This window comes from Ancylobacter sp. WKF20 (assembly GCF_029760895.1).
GTDB lineage: Bacteria > Pseudomonadota > Alphaproteobacteria > Rhizobiales > Xanthobacteraceae > Ancylobacter.
In genome coordinates this window covers 3424868-3450621 of the sequence record NZ_CP121679.1, presented here as the reverse complement: position 1 = coordinate 3450621, position 25754 = coordinate 3424868, and the positions used below count along the sequence as shown (strand labels likewise).

At 68.6% G+C, this 25754-nt stretch carries 22 protein-coding genes; 9 read left to right on the top strand and 13 right to left on the bottom strand.

Annotation, left to right across the window (positions count from 1 at the left end; genetic code table 11):
* Positions 1–56 precede the first annotated feature (56 nt).
* The 6 genes from AncyloWKF20_RS15865 to AncyloWKF20_RS15840 form a co-directional block, all read right to left on the bottom strand.
* Positions 57–1085 (bottom strand): ABC transporter substrate-binding protein, encoded by a 1029-nt coding sequence (locus tag AncyloWKF20_RS15865; RefSeq protein ID WP_279314968.1) that lies wholly within the window; start codon positions 1083–1085, stop codon positions 57–59.
* 131 nt (positions 1086–1216) lie between these two features.
* Positions 1217–1546 carry an NIPSNAP family protein gene (locus AncyloWKF20_RS15860; protein ID WP_279314967.1) on the bottom strand — a complete coding sequence of 110 codons (330 nt, stop codon included), beginning with the start codon at positions 1544–1546 and terminating at the stop codon, positions 1217–1219.
* Positions 1547–1553: 7 nt separating this feature from the next.
* Positions 1554–3035, bottom strand: coding sequence for an aldehyde dehydrogenase (locus AncyloWKF20_RS15855; protein ID WP_279314966.1), 1482 nt, complete (start codon positions 3033–3035; stop codon positions 1554–1556).
* Between the two features lie 10 nt (positions 3036–3045).
* The gene (locus tag AncyloWKF20_RS15850; RefSeq protein ID WP_279314965.1) at positions 3046–4104 is read right to left on the bottom strand and encodes an LLM class flavin-dependent oxidoreductase; all 1059 of its coding nucleotides are present in this window, start codon (positions 4102–4104) and stop codon (positions 3046–3048) included.
* 21 nt (positions 4105–4125) lie between these two features.
* The gene (locus AncyloWKF20_RS15845) at positions 4126–5916 is read right to left on the bottom strand and encodes an alpha/beta fold hydrolase (RefSeq protein ID WP_279314964.1); all 1791 of its coding nucleotides are present in this window, start codon (positions 5914–5916) and stop codon (positions 4126–4128) included.
* A complete protein-coding gene (locus AncyloWKF20_RS15840; protein WP_279314963.1) occupies positions 5909–6514 on the bottom strand; it encodes an amino acid synthesis family protein in 606 nt (201 codons plus the stop codon). Before AncyloWKF20_RS15840 ends, AncyloWKF20_RS15845 begins: the two co-directional genes overlap by 8 nt.
* A gap of 147 nt (positions 6515–6661) precedes the next feature.
* On the opposite strand from AncyloWKF20_RS15840, the gene AncyloWKF20_RS15835 reads away from it, so the two are divergent.
* On the top strand, positions 6662–7357 hold the full coding sequence (locus AncyloWKF20_RS15835) for a GntR family transcriptional regulator (protein ID WP_267584537.1): 696 nt from the start codon (positions 6662–6664) through the stop codon (positions 7355–7357).
* Between the two features lie 152 nt (positions 7358–7509).
* Complete coding sequence (locus AncyloWKF20_RS15830) at positions 7510–8550, top strand: aldehyde reductase (protein WP_279314962.1); 1041 nt, start codon at positions 7510–7512, stop codon at positions 8548–8550.
* 15 nt (positions 8551–8565) lie between these two features.
* Here the strand turns inward: AncyloWKF20_RS15830 and aguA are convergent, their stop codons facing one another.
* The 5 genes from aguA to AncyloWKF20_RS15805 all read right to left on the bottom strand — a co-directional run bounded on the left by aguA (position 8566) and on the right by AncyloWKF20_RS15805 (position 13237).
* Entirely contained in the window at positions 8566–9657 is a 1092-nt protein-coding gene (gene aguA / locus AncyloWKF20_RS15825; RefSeq protein WP_279314961.1) for an agmatine deiminase, read from the bottom strand.
* Positions 9658–9660: 3 nt separating this feature from the next.
* The gene (gene aguB, locus AncyloWKF20_RS15820; RefSeq protein ID WP_279314960.1) at positions 9661–10551 is read right to left on the bottom strand and encodes an N-carbamoylputrescine amidase; all 891 of its coding nucleotides are present in this window, start codon (positions 10549–10551) and stop codon (positions 9661–9663) included.
* 37 nt (positions 10552–10588) lie between these two features.
* Positions 10589–10927: a DUF2794 domain-containing protein gene (locus tag AncyloWKF20_RS15815; protein ID WP_267584541.1), complete on the bottom strand. Its 339-nt coding sequence runs from the start codon at positions 10925–10927 to the stop codon at positions 10589–10591.
* Between the two features lie 394 nt (positions 10928–11321).
* Entirely contained in the window at positions 11322–12410 is a 1089-nt protein-coding gene (gene hemH, locus AncyloWKF20_RS15810; protein ID WP_279314959.1) for a ferrochelatase, read from the bottom strand.
* Positions 12411–12532: 122 nt separating this feature from the next.
* Complete coding sequence (locus AncyloWKF20_RS15805; RefSeq protein ID WP_279314958.1) at positions 12533–13237, bottom strand: glutathione S-transferase N-terminal domain-containing protein; 705 nt, start codon at positions 13235–13237, stop codon at positions 12533–12535.
* Between the two features lie 805 nt (positions 13238–14042).
* Between AncyloWKF20_RS15805 and AncyloWKF20_RS15800 the strand changes: the two genes are divergently transcribed.
* The gene (locus AncyloWKF20_RS15800; protein WP_279314957.1) at positions 14043–14846 is read left to right on the top strand and encodes a pyrroline-5-carboxylate reductase dimerization domain-containing protein; all 804 of its coding nucleotides are present in this window, start codon (positions 14043–14045) and stop codon (positions 14844–14846) included.
* A gap of 620 nt (positions 14847–15466) precedes the next feature.
* On the opposite strand, the gene AncyloWKF20_RS15795 is transcribed toward AncyloWKF20_RS15800, so the two are convergent.
* Positions 15467–16408: a DUF1223 domain-containing protein gene (locus AncyloWKF20_RS15795; protein ID WP_279314956.1), complete on the bottom strand. Its 942-nt coding sequence runs from the start codon at positions 16406–16408 to the stop codon at positions 15467–15469.
* Positions 16409–16671: 263 nt separating this feature from the next.
* A complete protein-coding gene (gene acnA, locus AncyloWKF20_RS15790; RefSeq protein WP_279314955.1) occupies positions 16672–19356 on the bottom strand; it encodes an aconitate hydratase AcnA in 2685 nt (894 codons plus the stop codon).
* A 216-nt stretch (positions 19357–19572) separates the two neighbouring features.
* On the opposite strand from acnA, the gene ccmA reads away from it, so the two are divergent.
* The 6 genes from ccmA to atpD all read left to right on the top strand — a co-directional run bounded on the left by ccmA (position 19573) and on the right by atpD (position 25750).
* Positions 19573–20220 (top strand): heme ABC exporter ATP-binding protein CcmA, encoded by a 648-nt coding sequence (ccmA, locus tag AncyloWKF20_RS15785; RefSeq protein ID WP_279314954.1) that lies wholly within the window; start codon positions 19573–19575, stop codon positions 20218–20220.
* Entirely contained in the window at positions 20220–20891 is a 672-nt protein-coding gene (ccmB, locus tag AncyloWKF20_RS15780; protein WP_267585598.1) for a heme exporter protein CcmB, read from the top strand. The genes ccmA and ccmB overlap by 1 nt, the downstream gene beginning before the upstream one ends.
* Before the next feature lie 398 nt (positions 20892–21289).
* Positions 21290–21844, top strand: a complete 555-nt coding sequence (locus AncyloWKF20_RS15775; RefSeq protein WP_279314953.1) for a F0F1 ATP synthase subunit delta — start codon at positions 21290–21292, stop codon at positions 21842–21844.
* On the top strand, positions 21844–23376 hold the full coding sequence (atpA, locus tag AncyloWKF20_RS15770) for a F0F1 ATP synthase subunit alpha (RefSeq protein WP_279314952.1): 1533 nt from the start codon (positions 21844–21846) through the stop codon (positions 23374–23376). The genes AncyloWKF20_RS15775 and atpA overlap by 1 nt, the downstream gene beginning before the upstream one ends.
* Before the next feature lie 26 nt (positions 23377–23402).
* Entirely contained in the window at positions 23403–24284 is an 882-nt protein-coding gene (locus AncyloWKF20_RS15765; protein WP_279314951.1) for a F0F1 ATP synthase subunit gamma, read from the top strand.
* 32 nt (positions 24285–24316) lie between these two features.
* The gene (gene atpD / locus AncyloWKF20_RS15760) at positions 24317–25750 is read left to right on the top strand and encodes a F0F1 ATP synthase subunit beta (RefSeq protein ID WP_279314950.1); all 1434 of its coding nucleotides are present in this window, start codon (positions 24317–24319) and stop codon (positions 25748–25750) included.
* Positions 25751–25754 lie beyond the last annotated feature (4 nt).

Here is a 25754-nt window from a genome sequence, read left to right as displayed (position 1 = left end):
TTCACGTTCCTCGGGGCGCCGCTTCCGGCGCCTGCCAGATCACTGCGCCTGCCGGATCACTGGGCCTGCCACGCGTACCAGCGCTTGCCGATCTCGTCGCGATGGGCGGCCCAGTAGCCCATGTCGAGATTGATCTGCGAGCCGGTGTGCTTGTCGGGCAGGTTGGCGGCGACGTCCTTCGGCATCAGCGCGGCGGACTTCACATTGACCGGGGCATAGCCGCTCTCCGTGGCGAAGCTCGCCTGCCCCTCGGGGCTGGTCGCCTCGGCGATGAACTTCATCGCCGCTTCCTTGTTCTTCGACCCCTTCGGCACCACCAGCATGTCGGCGGCGGTCAGGTTCTGCTCCCAGGACAGGCCGACCTTCTCACCGCTCTGCTGGAGCGCGAAGATGCGCCCGTTCCAGAACTGGCCGATCGGCGCCTCGCCCGAGGCGAGAAGCTGCTGCGATTGCGCGCCGGTGCCCCACCAGACGATGTCCTTCTTGATGCTGTCGAGCTTCTTGAAGGCGCGGTCGAGATCGAGCGGGTAGAGCTTGTCGGCCGGCACGCCGTCGGCCAGCAGGGCGATTTCCAGCACGCCGGGCGCGGCCCATTTGTAGAAGGTGCGCTTGCCGGGGAAGGCCTTGGTGTCGAACACGTCGGCCCAGCCCTTCGGCGCCTTGCCGCCGAGGCTCGCCGGATTGAAGCCGAGCACGAAGGAATAATAGAAGCTGCCCACCGCATGGTCGGTGACGAAGCGCGGGTCGAGATCGGCCCGCTTGACGATGGCGAAGTCGATCGGCTCGATCAGCCCGTCCTTGGCGGCGGCGGCGGCGAAATCGGCCTCCACGTCGACCACGTCCCAGGAGACATTGCCGCTCTCGACCATGGCTTTCAGCTTGCCGTAATCGGTCGGGCCGTCCTGCTTGACGGTGATGCCGGTTTCCTTGGTGAAGGGCACGGCCCAGCTCTTCTTCTGGGCGTCCTGCGTGGTGCCGCCCCAGCTGGTGAAGACGATGGAGCCGGACTGGGCGAGCGCGGCGCCGGCAAGGCCGGCCGTGAGGGCGAGGCCGGCGATCCAGCCGGCGCGGGAGTGGCGTGACATCATATTCCCCTTGGGTTTCGACATGTGGAAGGCGGCGCTTGGCGCGCTCGGGTCGTTGGTTCGGGTCGTTGGTTCGGGTCTTGGTCAATGGGGCGACGGGCCTCGGCCCGGCGCCGTGAGGGCAGCGCGGCTCAGTCGAGCGGCGAGAAGGCTGTGGGCGAAAAGGACGTCGGCAGGAGAATCTTGTTCTCCATGGTCTCGATCAGCGCCTGGATCTTCGGCAGGAAGACCTGCCAGGCGGGATCGGCGTTCAGCCGCGCGCGGCGGGCCGCGCGGTCATCGAGGCTCTCATAGGCCCAGATATGGACGATCTCGTTGAGCGGGCCGATCTCGCTGGTGAAATAGCCGACGAGGTTGCCGAGATAGCTTTTCTGCAGGGCGATGCCTTCGTCCGCGACCAGCTTCACATAGGCCGGCACCGCGCCCGTCTTCAGCCGGTAGGTGCGCATCTCATAGAGCATGGGAGCCTCAACGCATGACGAAGGGATCGTCGATCGGCGCGTCGGAGGTGCGCAGCCAGACCGACTTGGTGCGGGTGTAGTCGCGGATCGATTCCGCCCCGCCCTCGCGCCCGAGGCCCGACTGGCCATAGCCGCCAAAGGGCACGATGGGGGAGACGGCGCGGTAGGTGTTCACCCAGACGATGCCGGCCCGCAGCTTGCGGATCAGCCGGTGGGCGCGGGTGAGATCGCGGGTGAAGACACCGGAGGCGAGGCCGAACGGGCTGTCATTGGCTTTGGCGATGGCGTCCGCCTCATCGGTGAAGCCGATGACGCTGAGCACCGGGCCGAACAGCTCCTGCGCCGCGCAGGGCACTTCATTGCCGGCGCAGGCGAGGATGGTCGGCGCGTAATAATTGCCGGCTAAGAACCCGTCCGCACGGGTGCCACCGGTGACGAGCGTGGCGCCGGCTTCAAGGCTCGCGGCGACGACCTCCTCGATATGGGCGAGCTGGCGGGCGGTGGCGAGCGGGCCCATCTCGGTTGCCGGATCCTGCGGATCGCCGATGCGGATGCGGCGGGCTTTCTCGGTGAGGATGGCGATGAGCTTGTCGCGCACGCTCTGCTCGACGAAGAGGCGCGAGCCGGCGACGCAGCTCTGGCCGGAGGCGGCGAAGATGCCGGCGACGATGGCATTGGCCGCGCTGTCCAGATCGGCATCGGCGAAGACCAGCACCGGCGACTTGCCGCCGAGCTCCAGCGTCGTATAGGCGAGGTTCTCCGCCGTGTTGCGCACCACATGGCGCGCGGTGGAGGGCCCGCCGGTGAAGGCGACGCGGGAGACGAGCTTATGGGCGGTGAGCGTTCGCCCGCATTCCTCGCCGAAGCCGGTGAGGATGTTGACGACGCCGGGCGGGAAGCCCGCCTCATGCACCAGCCGGGCGAAGGCGAGCAGTGGCGCGGGACCTTCCTCGGACGCTTTCAGCACGACCGTGCAGCCCGCCGCCAGCGCCGGGCCGAGCTTCACCGCGGACAGGAAAAGCTGCGAGTTCCACGGCACCACGGCGGCGACGACGCCGATCGGCTCGCGGCGCAGCCAGGCTTCCATGTCCGGCTTGTCGACGGGCAGATGCGCGCCTTCCACCTTGTCGGCGAGTCCGCCGAAATAGCGGTAATACTCCGCGACATAGCCGATCTGCGCCCGCGTCTCGCGGATGATCTTGCCGGTGTCGCGGGTCTCAAGCTCCGCCAGCTCCTGCGCATGGGCGGCGACGAGATCGCCGAGCTTGAATAGCAGCTTGCCGCGCTGGGTGGCGGTGAGGTTCGCCCATGCCGGCGCGTCGAACGCGCGGTGGGCGGCCGCGACGGCGCGGTTCACGTCCTCAGCCGTGGCCGCTGGCATCACCGCCCAGGGCTGGCCGGTCGCCGGGTCAAGGCTCTCGAAACTCGCCCCGCCCGGCACGAAGGCGCCGTCGATATAGAGCCGGAAGTCGTCGCGCAGGGCGGTCATCGGGGCTTCCTCACGCCGCCACGGAGGCGGCTGGCGCGAAGGCGGGCATCACCTCGCGGATGAACAGGTCCAGCGACTTCTTCTTGCGCGCATGGCTGATGCCGGCGTCGATCCAGATGGAGAACTGGTCGAATCCCAGCGCCTCATAGCCTTTCAGCCGGCTGATCACCTCGTCGGCCTGGCCGATGACGAGGTTCTTGCGCACCACATCGGGGGCGTATTGCGGGTAGGCGGCGCGCTCCTCCGGGGTGAGCGGGGCCATGATCGCCTGATGGATCGGGCGCTTATTGGCGAACCAGGCGCCGAACAGGCCGTACCAGGCAGAGAGATCGTCGGCGAGTTGCTCGGCTTCCGCCTCGCTGTCGGCCACAAAAGCATGCTGCAGCAGCATGATCTTCGGGCGCGGCACTTCGGGGTGGTTGCCGACCGCCGTGGAGAAGCGCTCCATCAGGCTCGCCACCTCGCCATCGCCGGAGGCGAGCGGCGTCACCTGCACATTGCAGCCATTGGCCACCGCGAAATCATGGCTGTTCGGGTCGCGCGCAGCGATCCACACCGGCGGGCCGCCGGCCTGCACGGGCTTCGGCGAGGCGGTGGAGGTGGGGAAGCTCCAGAACTGGCCCTCATGGGCGTAGTCGCCTTCCCAGAGCTTCTGCACCGCCGGCACCAGTTCGCGCATGCGCAGGCCCGCGCCCATGGCGTCGAGGCCGGGCAGCAGGCGCTCATATTCGAACATATAGGCGCCGCGCGCCACGCCGAGATCGAGCCGGCCCTCGCAGGCGACATCCATCATCGCCGCCTCGCCGGCGAGCCGCACCGGGTGCCAGAACGGCGCGATCACATTGCCGGTGCCGAGGCGGATGGTGGAGGTCTTGGCCGCGAGATGGGCGAGCTGGATGAACGGGTTCGGCGCGATGGTGAATTCCATCGCGTGGTGCTCGCCGATCCACACCGTCTCGAAGCCGGCGGCCTCGGCGATCAGCGCCAGCTCCTCCAGCTCGTCGAAGAGCTGGCGGTGCGGGATGGCGGGATCGAGGCGCTCCATATGGACGAAGAGGGAGAACTTCATGGCGGGGATCCCGGTGCTGGTTCAGGCGTGGTCGAGAGAGCGGGCGAGCGGATGGATGCGGCCGTGCTCGGCGTCGCCGACATAAATGCCGAACGCGTCCTCGCGCCGCTCGCGCACATAGCGCGCCACCATGGCACGGGTCGCCTCGTCCGGCAGGCGGGCGAAGTCGATAGCGGTGAGCGGCACCAGCCGCGCGCCGGTCTCGGTGTGGGGAGCGCCGGCAAGGGCGCCGCGATAATAGATCGACACGGTGGGCGGGGCGTCCGCCGTCGCGGCCGGGGTCTCGAACACCGCGAAGAGGAAGGAGAGGTGCCCCTCGACGCCGAGCTTGGCCAGCGCGCCGCGCAGGCTTTTCGGGTTCGACGCCGGCTCGAGGCAGGTACCGGTGGGCAGCGTGAGGCGCCCCTGCGCATCCTCGACGAGCAGGAGCGCGTCGCCCGATTCGAGCAGGGCGCCGACGCGGGCCGGCTCGTCGCGCTTGGCGAGCGCCTGTTGCCCAAGCGCGAAATCGACATAAGCGCCGCGGCAATAGCCGAGCGGGGGCGCGTCGGTGCTGCCGAAGCCCTCGACGCGGCCGATCAGGATCACATGGTCGCCGGCTTCCACCACCTCGTGGCGGGTGCAGTCGAACCACGCCGCCGCGCCGGAGATCACCGGGCTGCCGGCCGGGCCGAGATGCCAGTCGGCGCCGGCGAATTTGTCGGGCGACTTCGAGGCGAACAGCGCCGACACATCCTTCTGCGCCGCGCCGAGGATGGAGACGGCGAAATTGTCGGCGGCGGAAAACACCGGGTAGCTCGACGCGGTCCTGGCGATGCAGACGAGGATCAGCGGCGGGTCGAGCGAGACGGAGGAGAAGGAATTGGCGGTGAAGCCGCGCATCTCCCCGGACGCGTTGCGCGTGGTCACCACGGTGACGCCGGTGAGGAAGCTGCCGAGCGCCTGCCGGAACGCCTTCACGTCGAAGGCCGGCACGGCGGCGCGGGCGCGTTCCACCTCGTCGATGAAGGCGAGGAGCCGGGCATTCACCGTGTCGGGGTGGGTGAGGTTCATCATGTGCCGGGCGCCGGGCAGCACCTCGGCGCGGCCCTGCGGGGCGAGGCGGGCCATGGCGCGGGACATGTCCGGCGTCGAGTTCGGGTCGCCCTCGGCGGTCATGAACAGAGCGGGCAAAGCGAGCCCGGCGAGGCGCTCGCGATGGGCGGCGTCGGAGGCGGCGAACAGCCCATAGGTGCGGGCATAGCCAACCGGATCGCAGCCGGCGAGCAGGGCGGAGACGAGATGCGCCGAGGCTTCCAGCTCCACCGGCACCGGCGTGCCGAACCAGCGGGCGACCGCCGCCTCATGCGAGGCGCCGGTGTCGCCGTCGCTGAGGCTTTCCGCGCGGGCGAGCACGGCGGCGCGCTGTTCCTCGCTGCGGCAGAACACGGCGTTGAGCGCGGCGACGCCGAGCACGCGGGACGGGTAGGCGAGCGCGGTCTCCAGCGCCACCAGCGCGCCCATGGAATGGCCGATCACCACGGCGGCGGGAAGGGCGAGCGCGTCGAGCAGGGCGACGACATGGGCAGCGTAATCGGAGAGCCGCGCATCCTCCGGCGGCAGCGAGGAGCCGCCATGGCCGGGCATGTCGAGGGCGATCACGTCATAACGGGCGGCGAGCGCCTTGATCTGCGGACCCCAGGCGGCGAGCGACAGCCCGACGCCATGGATCAGCACGATGGGCAGGGCGCCGGCCACGCCCTCGCGGCGGAAATGCACCTGCGACGGGCGCCCGTCCCGGCCGGCATAGGCGAGGGTGCGCACCTCAGCCATTTCGCACTTCCACACCCTGCGTGGAGCCGAGCTCTTCCAGATCGAGATAACGGTTGCCGATGCGGTGATGCGGGCGCCCGCCAATCGAGGCGCCGAGTGCGACGACGATCTCGTCCGGCGCCGGGGCGTCGAGAATGGAGAACTGGATGGTGAGGTAATGCGAGCGGCGGCCCTCATCCAGCTTGTCCATCAGCGGGATGACCACCGGCGTGTTCGGTCCGCCGCGCGTATTGGTGAAGGCGAGATAGCTCTTGGCGCCGACCGCCTTGCGGTAGTGATTGCCGAAACGCAGCGTGTGGATGAGCGCCGAGGCGTGCTCGACCTCGCCCGACGTGCCGACGATCGCCGCCTTGCCATAGCCCTCGACCACCTCGCCGCCGCCGGTGAGCTTCAGCACTTCCTCGGTCAGCAGCGCGCCGAGCTGGGGGGCGACGTCGTGAATCTCCGGGCGGAGATCCTCGACGAAGCCGCGCCCGGCCCACGGGTTGGTCAGCACGGCCGCCGCCGCGAACAGGCGCAGCGGCGTCGGGGCCGCGCGGCCGCCCTCGATCAACGTGGTCTCAGTGTAGGTGACGACCTTGCGAAGCTGCAGCGGCATCGGTGTTCCCAGTCAGAAGCGGGGTCGGCCGGCGCCTCGGAGCGGGCCGGCGCCTTGCGTTTCATATGATGGTATACCATAAGATCATCGAGTCAATTGTCATCCCGCGCCACTCGGGCGACAAGAGGTGTGGGAACGGAGACATCCATGGCGGGCATCGTGGACGCGAACGGCGCGGGCGAGGAAATGAAGGTCGAGCGCAGCGTCACCACGCTGCGCAGCCTGACGCTGGAAAAGATGCGCGACGCCATTCTCGACTTCCGCTTCAAGCCCGGCGAGCGGCTGGTCGAGCGCACGCTGTGCGAGCGGCTGGGGGTGAGCCGCAGCGTGGTGCGCGAGGTGCTGCGCCATCTGGAGGCCGAGGGGCTGGTCGAGACCATTCCCCATCAGGGCCCGGCGGTGACGCGGCCCGACCCGAAGCAGGCGGCGCAGATCTATGAAATCCGTGGCTTGCTGGAGAGCGAGGCGGCGCGGGCCTGCGCCCTCACCGCGAGCGAGGCCGACATCGCCGCGCTCGGCGCGGTGATCGACGAGATCGACACCGCCTTCCAGACCGGCAGCCCGCGCGAGGTGCTGCGCCGCACGACCGAATTCTACGAGAAGCTATTCGTCGCCGCCGGCAAGGAAGTGGCGTGGGATGTGGTGCGCTCGCTCAATGCGCGCATCAACCATCTGCGCTCCATGACCATCGCGGCGGAAGGCCGCCATGCCGACGCCATCGCCGAGATGCGGGCGCTGCACGCGGCGCTTCTTCGCCGCGACGGCGAGGCCGCCTATGCGGCGAGCCGCGCCCATGTGGCGACGGTGGCCCGCCTCGCCAACGCCATTCTCGGCACGCTCTGAGCCGGTCGCCTTCCCCGCCGTCGGCTTTTCCGGCCCGTCGCGCTCTTGTGAGGTGTCCAGCGCTCCCTCGCCGCCCCATTTGGCCCGTAGCCTAGCGCGACGCGGTGCCGACAGGCGCCGCGCCGGGCGAATCACGGGAGGGCCGAGGCGGCATGGCGAGCGTTCTGGTTACCGGCGGCTCCGGCTTCATCGCCGGTCATGTCATCCTGCGGCTGCTGGCCGAGGGGCATCAGGTGCGCGCGAGCCTGCGCGATCGGCGCCGCGCCGCCGAGGTGCTGGCCATGATCCGCCAGGGCGGCGGCGGTCCCGGCGATGCGCTGACCTTTGCCGTCGCGGACCTCACCGAGGATGCCGGCTGGGCCCCCGCCATGGAGGGCATCGACCATGTGCTGCATGTCGCCTCGCCCTTTCCCGCCGGCGTGCCCGATGACCCGGACGAGCTGATCCGCCCGGCCCGCGAGGGCACGCGGCGGGTGCTGCGCGCGGCGCGCGAGGCGGGGGTGAAGCGGGTGGTCGTCACCTCCTCTTTTGCCGCCATCGGCTATGGCCATGAAGGGCGCGGCCCCGACAAGGCGCTCTATGACGAGAGCGACTGGACCGTGCCGGACGCGCCGGACGTGCAGCCCTATATGGCCTCGAAGACGCTGGCCGAGCGTGCCGCCTGGGAGTTCATGGAACGTGACGGCGGGACGATGGAGCTGGCTGTGGTCAATCCCGTCGGCGTGTTCGGCCCGGCGCTGGGGCCGGACCTCTCCACCTCGCTGGCGCTGATCAAGGCGCTGCTGGAAGGGCGCATTCCCGCCATGCCGCGCATTCATTTCGGCGTGGTCGATGTGCGCGATGTCGCCGACCTGCATTTCAAGGCGATGCTGGACCCTGCGGCGGCGGGAGAGCGCTTTCTCGCCACGGCAGGTGGCAGCCTCTCCATCGCCGCCATTGCCCGGCTGCTGCGGCGTGAACTCGGCGCCTCCGCCGGGCGCGTGCCGCGTGTGGAATTGCCGGACGTGCTGGTGCGCCTCGCCGCGCTGGCGGTGCCCATGGCGCGCGCGGCGGTGCCGCAACTCGGCCGCAAGCGCGAGGGCAGCTACGCGAAGGCGCATCGCGTGCTCGGCTGGACCCCGCGCCCGGCGGAGGAAGCCATCCTCGCCACGGCGCAGAGCCTGATCGAGCTAGGGCTGGTGACGCCCCGCTAGCACGTCCGCCCGCGACTAGCCCGCTTTGCCGGCCGGCTGCTGCTGGGTGATGCAGTGGATATTGCCGCCGCCGAGCACGATCTCGCGCGTCGGCAGGCCGATCACCTCGCGCTCCGGGAACAGGCCGGCGAGGATGGCGCGGGCTTTCTCATCCGTGCGCGGGTCGAGCAGCGGCATCAGCACGAAGCCATTGCCGAGATAGAAATTGGCGTAGGAGGCGCCGAGCCGTTCCTGCGCGTAGCGCTGATAGGCATTGTCGGCCGCGGCGTCCTCGATCGCCTCGTCCGGCGCGCGGTAGAGCGGGCCGGGCAGCGGCAGCTTGACGATCTCGATGCCGCGCCCGCACGCATCCGTCCGTCCGGAGAGGCGCTCATAGGCATCGACCGAGATGGCGTGCTGCGGGTCCGCCGGGTCGTCGCACCAGGTCAGCGCGACCACGCCCGGCCGCACGAAGCAGGCGAGGTTGTCGATATGGCCGGAGGTCTCGTCATCGACGAGGCCGGCGCCGAGCCAGATGACCTTGGAGGCGCCGAGATAGTCGCGCAGATGGCGCTCGATCTCCTCACGGGTCAGCGAGGGGTTGCGGTTCGGGTTGAGCAGGCATTCCTCGGTGGTGAGCACCGTGCCTTCGCCATCGACATGGATCGAGCCGCCTTCCAGCACCAGCGGCGCGTCATAGCGCGGCGTGCCCTCGATCTCCGCCATCTTGGCGGCGATGAGCTCGTCCTGGTCGCAGGGCGCATAGAGGCCGCCCCAGGCATTGAACCGCCAGTTCACCGCGCGCACGCGCCCGGCGGCGTCGGTGACGAAAGTGGCGCCGGAATCGCGGCACCAGGAATCGTCCGAGGAGGCCTCGACCACCCGCACATTGGCCGGGAGCGCGGCGCGGGCGCGGGCCCATTGCCCGGCGGAGGTCAGCATGGTCACCGGCTCGAAGCGGGCAATGGCGCTGGCGACCGCGACGAAGGCGTCCTGCGCCGGCGCGGCACCCTGGCGCCAATTGTCCGGCCGCTCGGGCCAGATCATCCAGGTGCCGGCATGGGGTTCCCATTCGGCGGGCATGCGGAAGCCGTCGGCGGCGGGCAGGCTGGTGAGGATCTCGGCCATGGCTCAGGCCGCCCCGCGCGCGGTGGTGCGCCCGTCCAGCGTCAGCACCGGTGCATAGAGCTCCGGCCGGCGGTCGCGGAACACGCCCCAACTGCGGCGCTGCTGGGCGATGGCGTCGAGATCGAAGGTGGCGGTGATGACGCCCTCTTCTGTCCGCCCGGCCTCCGCCACCTTGGCCCCGGTCGGATCGGCGATGAAGGAGGAGCCGTAGAAGGTGATCTCGGTGCCGTTCCGGCCGGGCTCGGTGCCGACGCGGTTGGAGGCGATGAGCGGCATGAGGTTCGCCCCGGCATGGCCCTGCATCACCCGCTGCCAGTGCGCGGCCGAATCAAGGTTCGGGTCCTGCGGCTCGGAGCCGATGGCGGTGGGATAGAGCAGCACCTCGGCGCCGAGCAGCGCCATGGAGCGGGCGCACTCCGGGAACCACTGGTCCCAGCAGATGCCGACGCCGATGCGCCCGGCCGCCGTGTCCCACACCTTGAAGCCGGTATCGCCCGGCGAGAAATAGAACTTCTCGGTGTAGCCCGGCCCGTCCGGGATGTGGCTCTTGCGGTAGACGCCGAGCACCGCGCCATCGGCATCGACGATGGCGATGGAGTTGAACAGCGCCTGGCCGGCGCGCTCGAAGAAGCTCACCGGCAGCACGACGCCGAGCTCCTTGGCCAGCTTCTGGAAATGGCCGATGAGCCGGTTGCCCTCCAGCGGCTGGGCGAGGGCGAGGAATTCGTGCAGCTGGTCCTGGCAGAAATAGGGGGTCTCGAACAGCTCCTGGAGCAAGATCAGCGTCGCCCCGCGTCCGGCGGCCTCACGCACCAACGCCTCGGCGCGGGCGATATTGGCCTCGATCTCCCAGCTGCAACGCATCTGGGTGGCGGCGACGGTCAGGCTGCGCATTCTTTTCTCCGGGGGAGCGACGCGGGGCGGGCGTAGGTCAGTTGACCACGCGCAGGGGTTTTTCCAACACCTGCAGCACGCGCGCAAGCTCGTGCCCGCGCTTGAGGATGAGGCCGGTCTGCGACACCACTGTGTAGGCGCCCTGCTTGCGGGCAAGGCGCGGGTCTTTCTCGATGCGGTAGATCGGCACCTCGGCGGCCCGGCGGAAAATGGAGAACACCGCCCGGTCGCGGCCGAAGTCGATGGCGTAGTCGCGCCATTCGCCAATGGCGACCATGCGGCCATAGAGGTCGAGAATGCGGTCGAGCTCGCGCCGGTCGAAGGTCACGCGCACATCACGCCCGACCGGCAGGCTTATGGGATCGGTGTCCGCCACGGGCGTCCTCCCGGTTCGCGCGCGAAGCGGCACCCGCGCGTCATTCATCCACCTGTCATGATCACCCCGCCAGCGGCGCGGTTCAAGCCGGCCGCAGGGATTTTGCGGGCGTGGGGGGCGAGGGATGACGCTTCCAGCTCTCACGACGTCATCCCCGGACTTGATCCGGGGATCCACGACGTCGACCGGGTGCGCGTGCGGCAAGTCGTGGATGGCCGGGTCAAGCCCGGCCATGACGGTGCGTGGGGAGAGAGGTCGTCATCCCGGACGGCCGAAGGCCGAGCCGGGATCGCGGGCCGCCCTGTCACCGTGTGACGATCCCGGCTCTGCGCTGCGCTTCGGCCGGGATGACGGCTGAAATGTTGGGCGCCGTCAGGGTTCCTTAGCCCCCGCCTCAGCCGATCTCCGCCCAGCCGCGCAGTTCGCGCTTCACCACGGCTTCCAGCGTGTTCATGCCGCCGTCCGAATCATTCAGGCAGGGGATGAAGTGGAACTTCTCGCCGCCGGCATGGTGGAAGATCTCGGCATTCTCGCCGGCGATCTCTTCCAGAGTCTCCAGGCAGTCGGCGACGAAGCCGGGAGTGATGACGGCGATCTTCTTCACGCCGGATTGCGCCAGCGCCTCAATGGTCTTGTCGGTATAGGGCTGCAGCCATTCCGCCTTGCCGAAGCGCGACTGGAAGGTGACCTTCAGCTTGCCCTCGGGCCAGCCGAGCTTCTCGCGCACGAGGCGGGCGGTCTTGTAGCAGTAGCAGTGATAGGGGTCACCCTTGTCGAAATATTCCTTCGGAATGCCGTGGAACGAGGCGATGACCAGCTCCGGCTCCCAGTCCAGCCCGGCGAGTTCCGTGGTGATGGAATTGGCGAGCGCCTCGATATAGGCGGGCTCGTCCGGCCAGGGCGCGGCGACGCGCAGTACCGGCTGCCAGCGCATGGCTTTCAGCGCATCGAAGGCCGCATCACAGACGGTGGCGGAAGTGGCGGCGGCATATTGCGGGTAGAGCGGCACGAGCAGCAGCTTGTCGCAGCCCTGCTGCTGCAGCGCCTCGATGCGCGAGGCGATGGAGGGATTGCCGTAGCGCATCGCCCAATCGACCACGAGGCGCCCGTCCAGCGGGCCGATGCGGGCCGCGAGCTGCTCGGCCTGCGAACGGGTGATGGTGCGCAGCGGGCCCTCATTGCGCTCATTGTTCCAGATCGTCGCGTAGTCCTTGCCCTTGGCCTGCGGGCGGATCGACAGGATGATGACGTTGAGGATGAACCACCACAGCACGCGGTTGACCTCGATCACCCGCCGGTCGGAGAGGAACTCCTTGAGGTAGCGGCGCATCGACCAGTAGTCGGTGCCATCCGGCGTGCCGAGATTGACGATGAGCACGCCGATCTTGCCGACCTTCACCGGCGGATGGCCGGCGGGAAGGTGCGTGCCTGCGCCCGCCGCAGGGGTGACGGTGCCACCCGGCACCGGGACGATCTTGTTCATCGGCTGACCCTTCCTCGCGGCGGCCGGCGCGCGCCGGCCGCGTGTCCCGAGCTTATAGGCGAAAACGCCCGTCTGGCCATCACGGCCCGGCGAGCATCCGCCATCCCCGCGCCTTCTACGGCTCAGGGCCGCGGGGGGATTTCCAGACCGCGCTGCACGGCGGGGCGGGCAAGGCCGCGCTCCAGCCAGGCCGGCACGTTCGTCAGTTCCTGATAGGCGACGAGATCGGCCGCGCCGTAGAAGCCGATGAGGTTGCGCACCCAGCCGAGGCACGCCATGTCGGCGATGGTGTAGTCCGCGCCCATGATCCAGTCGCGGCCCGCGAGCCGGTCCTCCAGCACGCGGATGAGGCGGGCGCTCTCCTTGGCGTAGCGTTCGCGCGGGCGCTTGTCCTCATAGGCCGCGCCGGCGAATTTGTGGAAGAAGCCGAGCTGGCCGAACATCGGCCCGAGCCCGGCCATCTGCCACATCACCCACTGGATGGTCTCGTAGCGCGCGGCCGGGTCGGTCGGCAGGAACTGGCCGGTCTTCTCGGCGAGATAGATGAGGATCGCCCCGCTCTCGAACAAAGCGAGCGGCTTTCCGCCCGGTCCGTTCGGATCGAGGATCGCCGGGATCTTGCCATTGGGGTTCAGCGCGAGGAATTCCGGCGTCCAGGTCTCGTCCTTGCCGATATTGATGGTGTGCGCCTCATAGGGCAGGCCGGTTTCCTCCAGCAGGATGGAGATCTTCACGCCGTTCGGCGTGGGGAAGGAATAGAGCTGGAGCCGATCCGGGTGCTGCGCAGGCCAGCGGGCGGCGATGGGGAAGGCGGAAAGATCGGTCACGCGGAAGCTCCGGTGCGAGGAAGGGTCGGGCCTTATCTAGGCACCCCCGCGCCGGACGCCAGAGCGGGCGGCGCCATCCCCGCCCAAAGGCGCGCGCCCTCAACTCCCCTCACACCGTCATCCCCGGGCTTGACCCGGGGATCCACGTCTTCGCCGGGTGCGTCGGAGGGAAGTCGTGGATGGCCGGGCCAAGCCCGGCCATGACGGCGCGTGAGCGGAGGCCGTCATCCCGGACGGCCGAAGGCCGAGCCGGGATCGGGCGCCGCGTCTTATGCCGGACACCGATCCCGGCTCTCGCTGCGCTCGGCCGGGATGACGGCTGAAATGTTGGGCGCCGTTCGGGATGGGGCTTCCAGCCCTCACGCCGTCATCCCCAGGCTAGGCCCGGGGATCCACGACTTGGCCGGGTGCGTCGAAGGGAAGTCGTGGATGGCCGGGCCAAGCCCGGCCATGACGCCGCGTCTTATGCCGGACACCGATCCCGGCTCTCGCTCCGCTCGGCCGGGATGACGGCTGAAATGTTGGGCGCCGTTCGGGATGGGGCTTCCAGCCCTTACGCCGTCATCCCCGGGCTAGGCCCGGGGATCCACGTCTTGGCCGGGCGCGTCGGAGGGAAGTCGTGGATGGTCGGGCCAAGCCCGGCCATGACGGCGCGTGAGCGGAGGCCGTCATCCCGGACGGCCGAAGGCCGAGCCGGGATCGGGCGCCGCGTCTTATGCCGGACACCGATCCCGGCTCTCGCTGCGCTCGGCCGGGATGACGTTGTATGGATGGAGACGCGGCGCGGCCAGCGGGAGGGCGGACGATGGCGGACGACACGGGGCCGGGGCGGCTCGGGCTTATTGGCTGCGGCCAGCTGGGCGGGGCGATCGCCGGGGCGGTGCTGCGGGCGGGCACGGTGACGCCCGAGCGGCTGATCGTCTGCAACCGTTCCGGCCCCACCGGCGCGCTGGCGGGGATCGCGGGCGTCGAATGGACCACCGATCCGCAGGAGGCGGCCGGGTGCTGCGACACGCTGCTGCTCGCTTTGCCGCCGCATGCGGGGCAGACCCTGCGCCTGCGGGCGGTGAGCTGCCTCGTCGTCTCCGTCATGGCCGGCATTAGCCGTGAGCAGCTGCGCGCCATCACCGGGACGGAAAGGCTGGCGCGTGCCATGTCGAACCCGGCGGCCGAGATCGGCATGGCCTATTCGCCGTTTTATGCGCCGGGTCTCAGCGCGGCGGACATCGCCACGGTGTGCGCGCTCCTCAAGGCCTGCGGCCTGACCGACGAAGTGCCGCAGGAGAGCCATATCGATGTGTTCACGGCGGTGACCGGCCCGGTGCCGGGCTTCGTCGCCTATTTCGCCGCCTGCGTGCAGGATTATGCGCAGGCGCAGGGCATCGCGCCCGAGGTCGCCCGCCGCGCCGTCGCCCAGCTTTTTCGCGCCGGCGGGGCGATGCTGGCGGAGAGCGCCGATCCACCCGCTACCTTCGTGCGGGAGATGCTGGATTATGCCGGCACCACCGCAGCGGGTCTCACGGCGATGGAAGCCTCCCCTCTGCGCGCCGCCATCGCCGAGGGCCTGGACGCCGCCCGCCGCCGCTGCCTCACCATCGCGGAGGCGTGAGGGCGGCGCTGCATTGTTCTTGCCCATCACGCCCGCCCGCAATCATCCCGTCATCCCGGACGGCCGAAGGCCGAGCCGGGATCGCGTCCCGGCTCATGATCGGCCGACGATCCCGGCTCTCGCTGCGCTCGGCCGGGATGACGGTTGAAACGTTGGGCGCCGTTCGGGATGGGGGCTTCCAGCCCTCACGCCGTCATCCCCGGGCTCGGCCCGGGGATCCACGACTTGGCCGGGTGCGTCGAAGGGAAGTCGTGGATGGCCGGGCCAAGCCCGGCCATGACGGCGCGTCGGGCGGGAGGCTTGGGCGGGGGGCGTCGTCCGGCCGTCACCTATCGGCAATATGCGGCAATGAACGATCACGGGGTCGTTAACCGAAAACACAAGCCCGCCCGAATTCGGCCGTGGCGGTGCCAAGCGGCCTCTCCATATTCACATCATAGCGTCGGGCCGGTTCGCAGAGCGCATCGGTTTCCCAGCCCCCCAGCCCCCCGCGGCGTGATGCGGACCGGCCTGACGTTATGTTCTAGGTTCAATCCCCGAATTGCTCTCAGGGCTGGCTCGCGCCGGCCCTTTTCTTTTGGTCGATGGATGTCCGGCGACGAGGCGGCGCGCCCGGCGCGCTATTTCAGCGGGGCGAGGGCCGCGCTGAGGATGGGGCCGGGCTCGTTGAAGCTGCCGGCCTGCACGATCACCGCCACCTGGTCGGCCTTGAACTCGGGCGGGATCTTCAGCGGCGCCTCATAGCTCATGCGCGTGCCGTCCCAGTCGCCGAGCTTCACCCAGCCGCGCACCACATTGTGGTAGGTGACGTGGCTGCCCTCATTCTCGCCGCGGCCGATCTCGACATCCATGCGGCTCGCCACCGGGCAAAGCCAGACCTCGGCCGGGCCAAGGCCCTCCGGCGTCAGGCCGCCCGGCGCCTTGTCGACGGTGACATGCAGCGTGCCGCCACGGTTCTCCACGGTGAGCGGCACGGTGGGGCCGGGCGCTCTGCCCAGCGCCCGCTCGATGCCGGCATGGTCGGAGCCGATCGCCATCGCGGTGCCGTTCACCACCACCTGGGGCGTGAACATCTTGCCGTCGCCGCGCTGCTTGGCATAGGCCTTCTGGCGCAGCGAATGGCCGTGCTTGGCCAGCGTGTCCTTCCAGCCGAGATAATCCCAGTAATCGACCGCGAGTGAGAGCACGAGCACGTCCGGCCGCTTGTCGGCGAGTTCGCCGAGCAGCTTGTCGGCGGGCGGGCAGGAGGAGCAGCCCTGGCTGGTGAACAGCTCGATCACCGCCTTGGGCGCGGGAATGGCGCGCGCGGGGACGGGGACGGGGGCTTGCGGCGCGGCGGCGGGAGCGGCGACCGGCGCGGCCTCCTGCGCCCCGGCGGGGGCGACCAGCAGGGCGGAGACGAGAAGCGTCGGGGCGAGAAACGTGGCGGCGATGCCGGTGAGCGCCCGGCGCAGAGGGGCGCCAAAGCGTGCCGCGCCCGCCCGCCGGCATTCCGGCCCGTACCCGTCGGCGCGCAGGGGCGCGGCGGCAAAAAGGCGGAGCGGGGCGGCGGAAAGGGGCATGTCGCGGGGGCTGTCCTTCTGCGCTCCTCCGGCAGGAGCGGTTCAAGGCAATAGGACGGCGGGCGCGCCGGCACCAGTCACATTCGTTTGTCGCCGCCGCACGCAAAGGTGAAGGCGACCAAGCAGATACCGCGCCAGCCCATAACACGGCGCCCGCCGCCTGCCCCTGCCATGGACAGGGGGCAGCAAACAGCGCCGCAACAAAAAGGCCGGCGCCGGATCGCTCCGGGCCGGCCTTTTCAGGTCGGGATCAGGCGGTCCGCTCAGGCCGCGAGATTGCGCAGCACGTAAGGCAGGATGCCGCCATTGCGGAAGTAGTCCAGCTCGTCCAGCGTATCGATGCGGCAGGTGAGCGGGACGTTCTTGATCGTGCCGTCGGCGAAGGTGATTTCGGCGATCAGCGTCTGGCGCGGCTTGAGGTCGCCCTCAATGCCCTTCAGCGTGACGATCTCGTCGCCCTTGATGCCGAGCGACTGCCAGCTCTCATCGTTCTGGAACACCAGCGGCACGATGCCCATGCCGACCAGGTTCGAGCGGTGGATGCGCTCGAAGCTCTGGGCGACAACGGCGCGGATGCCGAGCAGCTTGGTGCCCTTGGCCGCCCAGTCGCGCGAGGAGCCGGTGCCGTATTCCTTGCCGGCGAAGACGACGGTGGGCACGCCTTCGCTCTTGTAGAGCATGGCGGCGTCGTAGATCGGCATGACGGTGCCGTCGGGCCAGTGCTTGGTGAAGCCGCCTTCCTTGCCGTCCAGCATCTGGTTCTTGATGCGGATATTGGCGAAGGTGCCGCGCATCATCACCTGGTGATTGCCGCGCCGCGTGCCGTACTGGTTGAAGTCGGCCGGGCGCACCTGATGGTCGCGCAGATAATGGCCGGCGGGGCTGGCTTCCTTGATCGAGCCGGCCGGGGAGATGTGGTCGGTGGTGATCGAGTCGAGGAACAGGCCCATCACCCGCGCCGACAGGATGTCGGTGACCGGCTCGGGCTCCATCTTCATGCCCTCGAAATAGGGCGGGTTCTGCACATAGGTGGAACGGTCGTCCCAGGCATAGGTCTCGCCGGTGGGAATGGCGATCTTCTGCCAGTTCTCGTCACCCTTGAACACGTCCGCGTACTTCTCCTGGAACATCTTCTTGGTGACGTTCTCGCGGATGAATTTCGCGATTTCCTGGTTCGAGGGCCAGATGTCCTTGAGATAGACCGGCTGGCCGTCCGAGCCCGTGCCGAGCGGCTCGGTGGTGAGGTCCACCTGCAGCGAGCCGGCGATGGCATAGGCGACCACGAGCGGCGGGGAGGCGAGGTAGTTCGCCTTCACGTCCGGGTTCACGCGGCCCTCGAAATTGCGGTTGCCGGAGATCACGGCGCCGGCGACGAGGTCGTTCTTGTTGATGGCTTCGGAGATTGGCTCCGGCAGCGGGCCGGAATTGCCGATGCAGGTGGTGCAGCCGAAGCCGACCAGGTTGAAGCCGAGCGCGTCGAGATCCTTCTGGAGACCGGCCGCGTTCAAATAGCCTTCGACCACTTGGCTCCCGGGCGCCAGCGAAGTCTTCACCCAGGGCTTGGAGGTGAGGCCCTTGGCCGCCGCGTTGCGGGCGAGCAGGCCGGCGGCGATCAGCACCGAGGGGTTCGAGGTGTTGGTGCAGGAGGTGATGGCGGCGATCGTCACGTCGCCATGGCCGAGCGTGTAGTCGGTGCCTTCCACCGGCACGCGCTTCGCCGCTTCGCCGGCCTTCTTGAACTCGCCTTCGAGCGCGGCGAGGAAGCCCTGCTTGGTGCCGGAGAGCAGCACGCGGTCCTGCGGGCGCTTCGGCCCGGCGAGGGAGGGCAGCACGGTGGTGAGGTCGAGTTCCAGCACATCGGTGAACACCGGGTCGGCGGTGCCGGCCTCGCGCCACATGCCCTGCGCCTTGGAATAGGCCTCAACGAGCGCGATGCGGTCATCGGTGCGGCCGGTCTCGTCGAGATAGGCGATGGTCTCGGAATCGACCGGGAAGAAGCCGCAGGTCGCGCCATATTCCGGCGCCATGTTGCCGATGGTGGCGCGGTCGGCGAGCGAGAGGTGCTCGAGACCGGGGCCGAAGAACTCGACGAACTTGCCGACGACGCCCTTCTTGCGCAGCATCTGGGTGACGGTGAGCACGAGGTCGGTGGCGGTGATGCCCTCGGTCAGCTCGCCGGTGAGCTTGAAGCCGATCACTTCGGGAATGAGCATGGAGACCGGCTGGCCGAGCATGGCCGCCTCTGCCTCGATGCCGCCCACGCCCCAGCCGAGCACGCCGAGGCCGTTGACCATGGTGGTGTGCGAATCGGTGCCGACGCAGGTGTCCGGATAGGCGACGGTCGCGCCGTCCTCATCCTTGGTCCACACGGTCTGGGCGAGATATTCGAGGTTCACCTGGTGGCAGATGCCGGTGCCGGGCGGGACCACGCGGAAATTGTCGAAGGCCGACTGGCCCCATTTCAGGAAGCGGTAGCGCTCCTGGTTCTGCTTGTACTCTTCCTCGACATTCTTGCCGAAGGCGTCCTTCGAGCCGAAGAAGTTGACGATCACCGAATGGTCGATGACGAGGTCGACCGGCACCAGCGGGTTGATGCGCTTGGGGTCGCCACCGAGATTGACCATCGCGTCACGCATGGCGGCGAGGTCGACCACGGCGGGAACGCCGGTGAAGTCCTGCATCAGCACGCGCGAGGGACGATAGGCGATCTCGCGCTCGTCCTTGCCGCGGTTGATGAGCCAGTCCTTGATGGAGATGATGTCGTTCTTCGTGACGGAGCGGCCGTCCTCGAAGCGCAGCAGATTCTCCAGCAGGACCTTCATCGAGAAGGGGAGGGCGGAAACGCCATCCAGGCCGTTCTTTTCGGCGTCCGGAAGGCTGTAATAGACGTAAGTCCGGTTTCCGACGGTGAGAGTTTTCCGGCTTTTGAAGCTGTCGAGCGACGTCACGGCAGACTGATCCCCGCTGATTGTGGCACGGATGCGAGAGGGCCTTGGAGGGATGAGGCCTGGCGGGCTATAGCTCGCGCGGCCCAGGCCAAGGGCGACGGCGCATCGTTCAGTTTTCTATATAGAGCCATTTCAAACACCGATCCTAGAGGCACGACGCGATGCATCGAAAATTTGTGCGTTGCGTCAGCTTCCCCAGCGGCGGGAGGGCGCCCGATGCGGCTGGTCGCTGAAGGGCTCGGCTGCCGGCGCGGTGCCCGCCAGCTGTTCCAGCGCCTCGATTTTACCGTCGAGTCCGGCGGCGCGCTGGTGGTCACCGGGCCGAACGGCACCGGCAAATCCTCGCTGCTTAGACTTTTGGCGGGCCTCGCCCGTCCCGAGGCCGGGCGCATCCGGCTGGAGGGCGCGCGCGAGCCGGAGCACTTCACCGAGGAGGCGCATTATCTCGGCCATCTCGACGCTCACAAAGCCTCGCTCAGCGCGCGGGAAAATCTCGATTTCTGGCGCGCCATGCTCGGCCGTCCCGGCCTTTCGGTGAGCGCGGCGCTGGAGGAAGTCGGCCTCGGCGGGCTCGGGAGCCTGCCGGTCGCGGTGCTCTCGGCCGGGCAGAAGCGGCGCCTCGCGCTCGCCCGCCTTCTGGTGGCGCATCGCCCGCTCTGGCTGCTCGACGAGCCGACGACCGCGCTCGATGTGGAGGCGCAGGCGCGCTTCGGCGAGATCGCCCGCGCCCATGTCGCCGGCGGCGGGCTGCTGATCGCCGCCACCCATGCGCCGCTGGATTTTCCCGCCGCGCGGCTCGATCTCGGTGCCTATCGCCCGACGCGGGCCATGGTCGCGGCCGAGATCGGTTCGGAGCCGGAATGATGGCGCGCGCCTTTCTCGCCCTTCTGCGGCGCGACCTCCAGCTCGCCCTGCGCGCCGGTGGCGGCGCAGGTCTCGGCGTCGTGTTCTTCCTCGCCGTGGTGGTGGTGACGCCCTTCGCCATCGGCCCGGACCTCGCCTTGCTGGCGCGAATCGGTCCCGCCATTTTGTGGATCGGCGCGCTGCTGGCCTCGCTGATCGGGCTCGACCGGCTGTTCGCCGCCGATGCCGAGGACGGCTCGCTCGACGTGATGGCGATGCTGGAACTGCCGCTGGAACTCATCGCCGCCGCCAAGGGGCTGGCGCACTGGATCGCCACCGGCCTGCCACTGGTAATCGCCGCGCCGATCCTGTCGCTTCTGCTGAACCTGTCGCCGGCCTCGATCGGCGCGCTGACGCTGACGCTGCTGGTCGGCACGCCGGCCATCACCTTTCTCGGGCTGATCGGCGCGGCCTTCGCCGCCGCCTTCCGGCGCGGCGGGCTGCTGGTCGCGGTGCTGGTGATGCCGCTGACCATTCCGGTGCTGATCTTCGCGGTGGCGGCGACCGGCACGGCGATCGGCGGCACGGTACCGTTCGGCACGCCGTTCCGCATCCTCGCCGGGCTGTCGCTGGCCTGCCTGGTGCTCGGACCCATTGCGGCGGCCGCCGCGCTGCGGGTGACGCGCGGCTGAGATCCAGTCGCGCGCCACGTTTTTCGCGACTCGTTAGGTATTTTGAATGCCAGAGCGGGCGCGACATCCGCCCGCAGGTGGGCGGAAAGCCGGGCGCGGGCGCTCATCTCGACTCAAACGGCGCGGTGCAGCAAAGCGCCGCACTCCTCACAAAGCCTTGAGACGCCGGGATCGGCGCCGCTTTGCTCGGTTTCCGGGCCGCTACGTCATTTGCCCCCCGCAATCCCTCACGTCCTCGTGTTGCAGCACGCAAAGAGGCGTGTTAGGGAACCGCCGACTTCATGGGCGGGTGGGGGAAATTCCATATCCGGCCTTGAGTTGGAACCCTTCCAGTCCGGAGGCCGGGGCCGCGCCATGGCGGCAGGTGCTCCCTTCCGGAAAGTCCCGAGAGAGGCACTGTGGCCGAGACCTACGTATCCGGAGTGGCAGGACGCTACGCGACGGCTCTGTTCGAGCTCGCGCGTGACGCCGGTGTCATCGATGCGGTGAAGGCCGACCTCGACAGGTTCGGCGCCCTGATTGCCGAGAGCGACGACCTCAAGCGCCTCGTGCGCAGCCCGGTCTTCTCTGCCGAGGAACAGGAAAAGGCGATCGTCGCCATCCTGACCAAGGCCGGGATCGGCGGTCTCGCCGGCAATTTCTTCAAGACCGTGGCGGCCAATCGCCGCCTGTTCGCCGTCGAGGCGATCATGCGCGGCTACGACCAGCTCGTCGCCGCCGAGAAGGGCGAAGTCGTGGCCGAGGTCACGGTCGCCCAGCCGCTTTCCGAAACCCACGCCGCCACCCTCAAGCAGGCGCTCGACCAGATGACCGGCAAGCACGTCAAGCTCGCCGTCGTGGTCGACCCCGCGCTGCTCGGTGGCCTCAAGGTCAAGCTCGGCTCGAAGCTCATCGACGCCTCGCTCAAGACCAAGCTCAATTCGATCCGCACTGCGATGAAAGAGGTTCGCTGATGGATATCCGCGCCGCTGAAATTTCCGCGATCCTCAAGGAGCAGATCAAGAATTTCGGCCAGGAAGCCGAAGTCTCCGAGGTCGGTCAGGTTCTCTCCGTCGGTGACGGCATCGCCCGCGTCTACGGTCTCGACAACGTCCAGGCGGGCGAGATGGTCGAGTTCGAAAACGGCACGCGCGGCATGGCGCTGAACCTCGAAATCGACAATGTCGGCGTCGTCATTTTCGGCTCCGACCGCGAGATCAAGGAAGGCCAGACCGTCAAGCGCACCGGCGCCATCGTCGACGTGCCGGTCGGCCGTGGCCTGCTCGGCCGCGTCGTCGACGCCCTCGGCAACCCGATCGACGGCAAGGGCCCGATCGAGTCCACCGAGCGCCGCCGCGTCGACGTGAAGGCGCCGGGCATCATCCCGCGCAAGTCCGTGCACGAGCCGATGCAGACCGGCCTCAAGGCGATCGACGCGCTGATCCCGGTCGGCCGTGGCCAGCGCGAGCTGATCATCGGCGACCGCCAGACCGGCAAGACCGCCATCGCGCTCGACACCATCCTGAACCAGAAGCCGCTGAACGTGGCGGGCGCCCCGGAGAGCCAGAAGCTCTACTGCGTCTACGTCGCCGTCGGCCAGAAGCGCTCCACCGTCGCCCAGTTCGTGAAGGTGCTCGAGGAGCAGGGCGCGCTGGAATACTCCATCGTCATCGCCGCGACCGCCTCGGACGCCGCGCCGATGCAGTTCCTGGCGCCGTTCGCCGGCACCGCGATGGGCGAGTATTTCCGCGACAACGCGATGCACGCGCTCATCATCCATGACGACCTGTCCAAGCAGGCCGTGGCCTACCGCCAGATGTCGCTGCTGCTGCGCCGCCCGCCGGGCCGCGAAGCCTATCCGGGCGACGTGTTCTATCTCCACTCGCGCCTGCTCGAGCGCGCCGCCAAGCTCAATGACGAGAACGGCGCCGGTTCGCTGACCGCCCTTCCGGTCATCGAGACCCAGGCAAACGACGTGTCGGCCTACATCCCGACCAACGTCATCTCGATCACCGACGGCCAGATCTTCCTCGAGTCCGACCTGTTCTTCCAGGGCATCCGCCCGGCGGTGAACGTCGGCCTCTCGGTGTCGCGCGTCGGCTCCTCGGCGCAGATCAAGGCGATGAAGCAGGTCGCCGGCAAGATCAAGGGCGAGCTCGCCCAGTACCGCGAGCTGGCCGCCTTCGCCCAGTTCGGTTCCGACCTCGACGCCTCCACCCAGAAGCTGCTCAACCGAGGCGCGCGCCTGACCGAGCTGCTCAAGCAGCCGCAGTTCTCGCCGCTCAAGGTCGAGGAGCAGGTGGTCGTGATCTATGCCGGCACCAACGGCTATCTCGACAACCTCCCGGTCGCGAAGGTTCGCGCCTATGAGGACGGGCTGCTGCTGCTCCTGCGCACCAAGCACGCCGACATCCTCGAGACCATCCGCACCTCCAAGGAGCTTTCCAAGGAGACCACGGCGAAGCTGACGGCGGCGCTCGACGCCTACGCCAAGTCCTTCGCCTGAGCCGGTAGAGCGGAGCAACAGGGCACATGGCCAGCCTCAAGGAGCTGCGCAATCGCATCGCTTCGGTGAAGGCGACGCAGAAGATCACCAAGGCGATGCAGATGGTCGCCGCCGCAAAGCTGCGGCGCGCCCAACTCGCCGCCGAGGCTGCGCGCCCCTACGCCGTGCGCATGGAAAGCGTGCTGGGCAACATCGCCGGCTCGATCTCCAGCGGCCCCGACGTGCCGCTGCTGCTGACCGGCACCGGCAAGGACCAGACGCATCTTCTCGTCGTGCTGACCGCCGAGCGCGGCCTGTGCGGCGCGTTCAACTCGTCGATCACCCGCCTCGCCCGCGACCGCGCCGTCGCGCTGATGAACCAGGGCAAGACGGTCAAGATCTTCTGCGTCGGCCGCAAGGGCAACGAGGCGCTGCGCCGCCAGTTCGGCAAGCAGATCGTCGAAGTTGTCGAACTGCGCTCGAACAAGGGCGTCACCTTCGCCGACGCGCGGGCCATTGCCGAGAAGATCTCGGACATGTTCGCCGCCGGCGAGTTCGACATCGCGACCCAGTTCTTCAGCCGTTTCCAGTCGGTCATCTCGCAGGTGCCGACCGGTCAGCAGCTGATCCCGGCCACCTTCCCCGAAGTCGCGCCGGCGGCGAGCGGGGCGGCCGCGACCTATGATTACGAGCCCGACGGGGCGGAGATCCTTGCCGACCTGCTGCCGCGCAACCTCGCGGTTCAGATCTTCAAGGCGCTGCTCGAGAACGGTGCGTCCGAACAGGGCGCCCGCATGAGCGCGATGGACAACGCGACCCGCAACGCGGGTGACATGATCAAGAAGCAGACTTTGACCTACAACCGCACCCGCCAGGCGATGATCACGAAGGAACTTATCGAGATCATCTCCGGTGCCGAGGCGCTGTGAGGCAAGGACCAGGCACCGGAAGGACGACGAACATGGCTAATGTCGGACGCATCACGCAGGTCATCGGCGCCGTCGTGGACGTGCAGTTCGAGGATCATCTCCCGGAGATCCTGAACGCGCTCGAAACCACCAATAACGGCGCGCGCCTCGTGCTCGAAGTTGCCCAGCACCTGGGCGAGAACACTGTGCGCACCATCGCGATGGACTCCACCGAGGGTCTGGTGCGTGGCGCGGTCGTCACCGATACCGGCGCGCCGATCCTGGTGCCGGTGGGCGACGCCACGCTCGGCCGCATCATGAACGTCATCGGCGAGCCGGTGGACGAACTCGGCCCGGTGGTCGGCGAGACCCGCCGCGCCATCCACCAGCCGGCCCCGTCCTATGCCGAGCAGTCGACCGAGTCCGAGATCCTGGTCACCGGCATCAAGGTCGTCGACCTGCTGGCGCCCTACTCCAAGGGCGGCAAGATCGGCCTGTTCGGCGGCGCCGGCGTCGGCAAGACCGTGCTCATCATGGAGCTGATCAACAACGTCGCGAAGGCGCACGGCGGTTACTCCGTGTTCGCCGGCGTCGGTGAGCGCACCCGTGAGGGCAACGATCTCTATCACGAGATGATCGAGTCCAAGGTGAACGTGGACCCGCACGAGCACAATGGCTCGGCCGCCGGCTCCAAGTGCGCCCTGGTCTATGGCCAGATGAACGAGCCCCCGGGCGCCCGCGCCCGCGTCGCCCTGACCGGCCTCACCGTCGCCGAGCACTTCCGCGACCAGGGCCAGGACGTGCTGTTCTTCGTCGACAACATCTTCCGCTTCACCCAGGCGGGTTCGGAAGTGTCGGCGCTGCTCGGCCGCATCCCCTCGGCGGTGGGCTATCAGCCGACGCTCGCCACCGACATGGGCGCGCTGCAGGAGCGCATCACCACCACGACCAAGGGTTCGATCACCTCGGTGCAGGCCATTTACGTGCCGGCCGACGATCTGACCGACCCGGCGCCTGCCGCCTCCTTCGCCCATCTCGACGCCACGACCGTGCTCTCGCGCTCGATCGCGGAAAAGGGCATCTACCCGGCCGTGGACCCGCTCGACTCGACCTCGCGCATCCTGTCGCCGCTGGTCATCGGCGAGGAGCACTACAACGTGGCCCGCGCGGTGCAGCAGACCCTGCAGCGCTACAAGGCCCTGCAGGACATCATCGCGATCCTGGGCATGGACGAGCTCTCGGAAGAGGACAAGCTCACCGTCGCCCGCGCCCGCAAGATCGAGCGCTTCCTGTCGCAGCCCTTCCACGTCGCCGAAGTCTTCACCGGTTCGCCGGGCAAGCTCGTCGACCTCGCCGACACCATCAAGGGCTTCAAGGGCCTGGTGGAAGGCAAGTATGATCACCTCCCGGAGCAGGCCTTCTACATGGTCGGCACCATCGAAGAGGCGATCGAGAAGGGCAAGAAGCTGGCTGCCGAAGCCGCGTGAGGCT

Coding starts and splice junctions, on each gene's coding strand:
- AncyloWKF20_RS15865 (WP_279314968.1), bottom strand. CDS start 1,085: ATGTCACGCCACTCCCGCGCCGGCTGGATCGCCGGCCTCGCCCTCACG.
- AncyloWKF20_RS15860 (WP_279314967.1), bottom strand. CDS start 1,546: ATGCTCTATGAGATGCGCACCTACCGGCTGAAGACGGGCGCGGTGCCG.
- AncyloWKF20_RS15855 (WP_279314966.1), bottom strand. CDS start 3,035: ATGACCGCCCTGCGCGACGACTTCCGGCTCTATATCGACGGCGCCTTC.
- AncyloWKF20_RS15850 (WP_279314965.1), bottom strand. CDS start 4,104: ATGAAGTTCTCCCTCTTCGTCCATATGGAGCGCCTCGATCCCGCCATC.
- AncyloWKF20_RS15845 (WP_279314964.1), bottom strand. CDS start 5,916: ATGGCTGAGGTGCGCACCCTCGCCTATGCCGGCCGGGACGGGCGCCCG.
- AncyloWKF20_RS15840 (WP_279314963.1), bottom strand. CDS start 6,514: ATGCCGCTGCAGCTTCGCAAGGTCGTCACCTACACTGAGACCACGTTG.
- AncyloWKF20_RS15835 (WP_267584537.1), top strand. CDS start 6,662: ATGGCGGGCATCGTGGACGCGAACGGCGCGGGCGAGGAAATGAAGGTC.
- AncyloWKF20_RS15830 (WP_279314962.1), top strand. CDS start 7,510: ATGGCGAGCGTTCTGGTTACCGGCGGCTCCGGCTTCATCGCCGGTCAT.
- aguA (WP_279314961.1), bottom strand. CDS start 9,657: ATGGCCGAGATCCTCACCAGCCTGCCCGCCGCCGACGGCTTCCGCATG.
- aguB (WP_279314960.1), bottom strand. CDS start 10,551: ATGCGCAGCCTGACCGTCGCCGCCACCCAGATGCGTTGCAGCTGGGAG.
- hemH (WP_279314959.1), bottom strand. CDS start 12,410: ATGAACAAGATCGTCCCGGTGCCGGGTGGCACCGTCACCCCTGCGGCG.
- AncyloWKF20_RS15800 (WP_279314957.1), top strand. CDS start 14,043: ATGGCGGACGACACGGGGCCGGGGCGGCTCGGGCTTATTGGCTGCGGC.
- AncyloWKF20_RS15795 (WP_279314956.1), bottom strand. CDS start 16,408: ATGCCCCTTTCCGCCGCCCCGCTCCGCCTTTTTGCCGCCGCGCCCCTG.
- ccmA (WP_279314954.1), top strand. CDS start 19,573: ATGCGGCTGGTCGCTGAAGGGCTCGGCTGCCGGCGCGGTGCCCGCCAG.
- ccmB (WP_267585598.1), top strand. CDS start 20,220: ATGGCGCGCGCCTTTCTCGCCCTTCTGCGGCGCGACCTCCAGCTCGCC.
- atpA (WP_279314952.1), top strand. CDS start 21,844: ATGGATATCCGCGCCGCTGAAATTTCCGCGATCCTCAAGGAGCAGATC.
- AncyloWKF20_RS15765 (WP_279314951.1), top strand. CDS start 23,403: ATGGCCAGCCTCAAGGAGCTGCGCAATCGCATCGCTTCGGTGAAGGCG.
- atpD (WP_279314950.1), top strand. CDS start 24,317: ATGGCTAATGTCGGACGCATCACGCAGGTCATCGGCGCCGTCGTGGAC.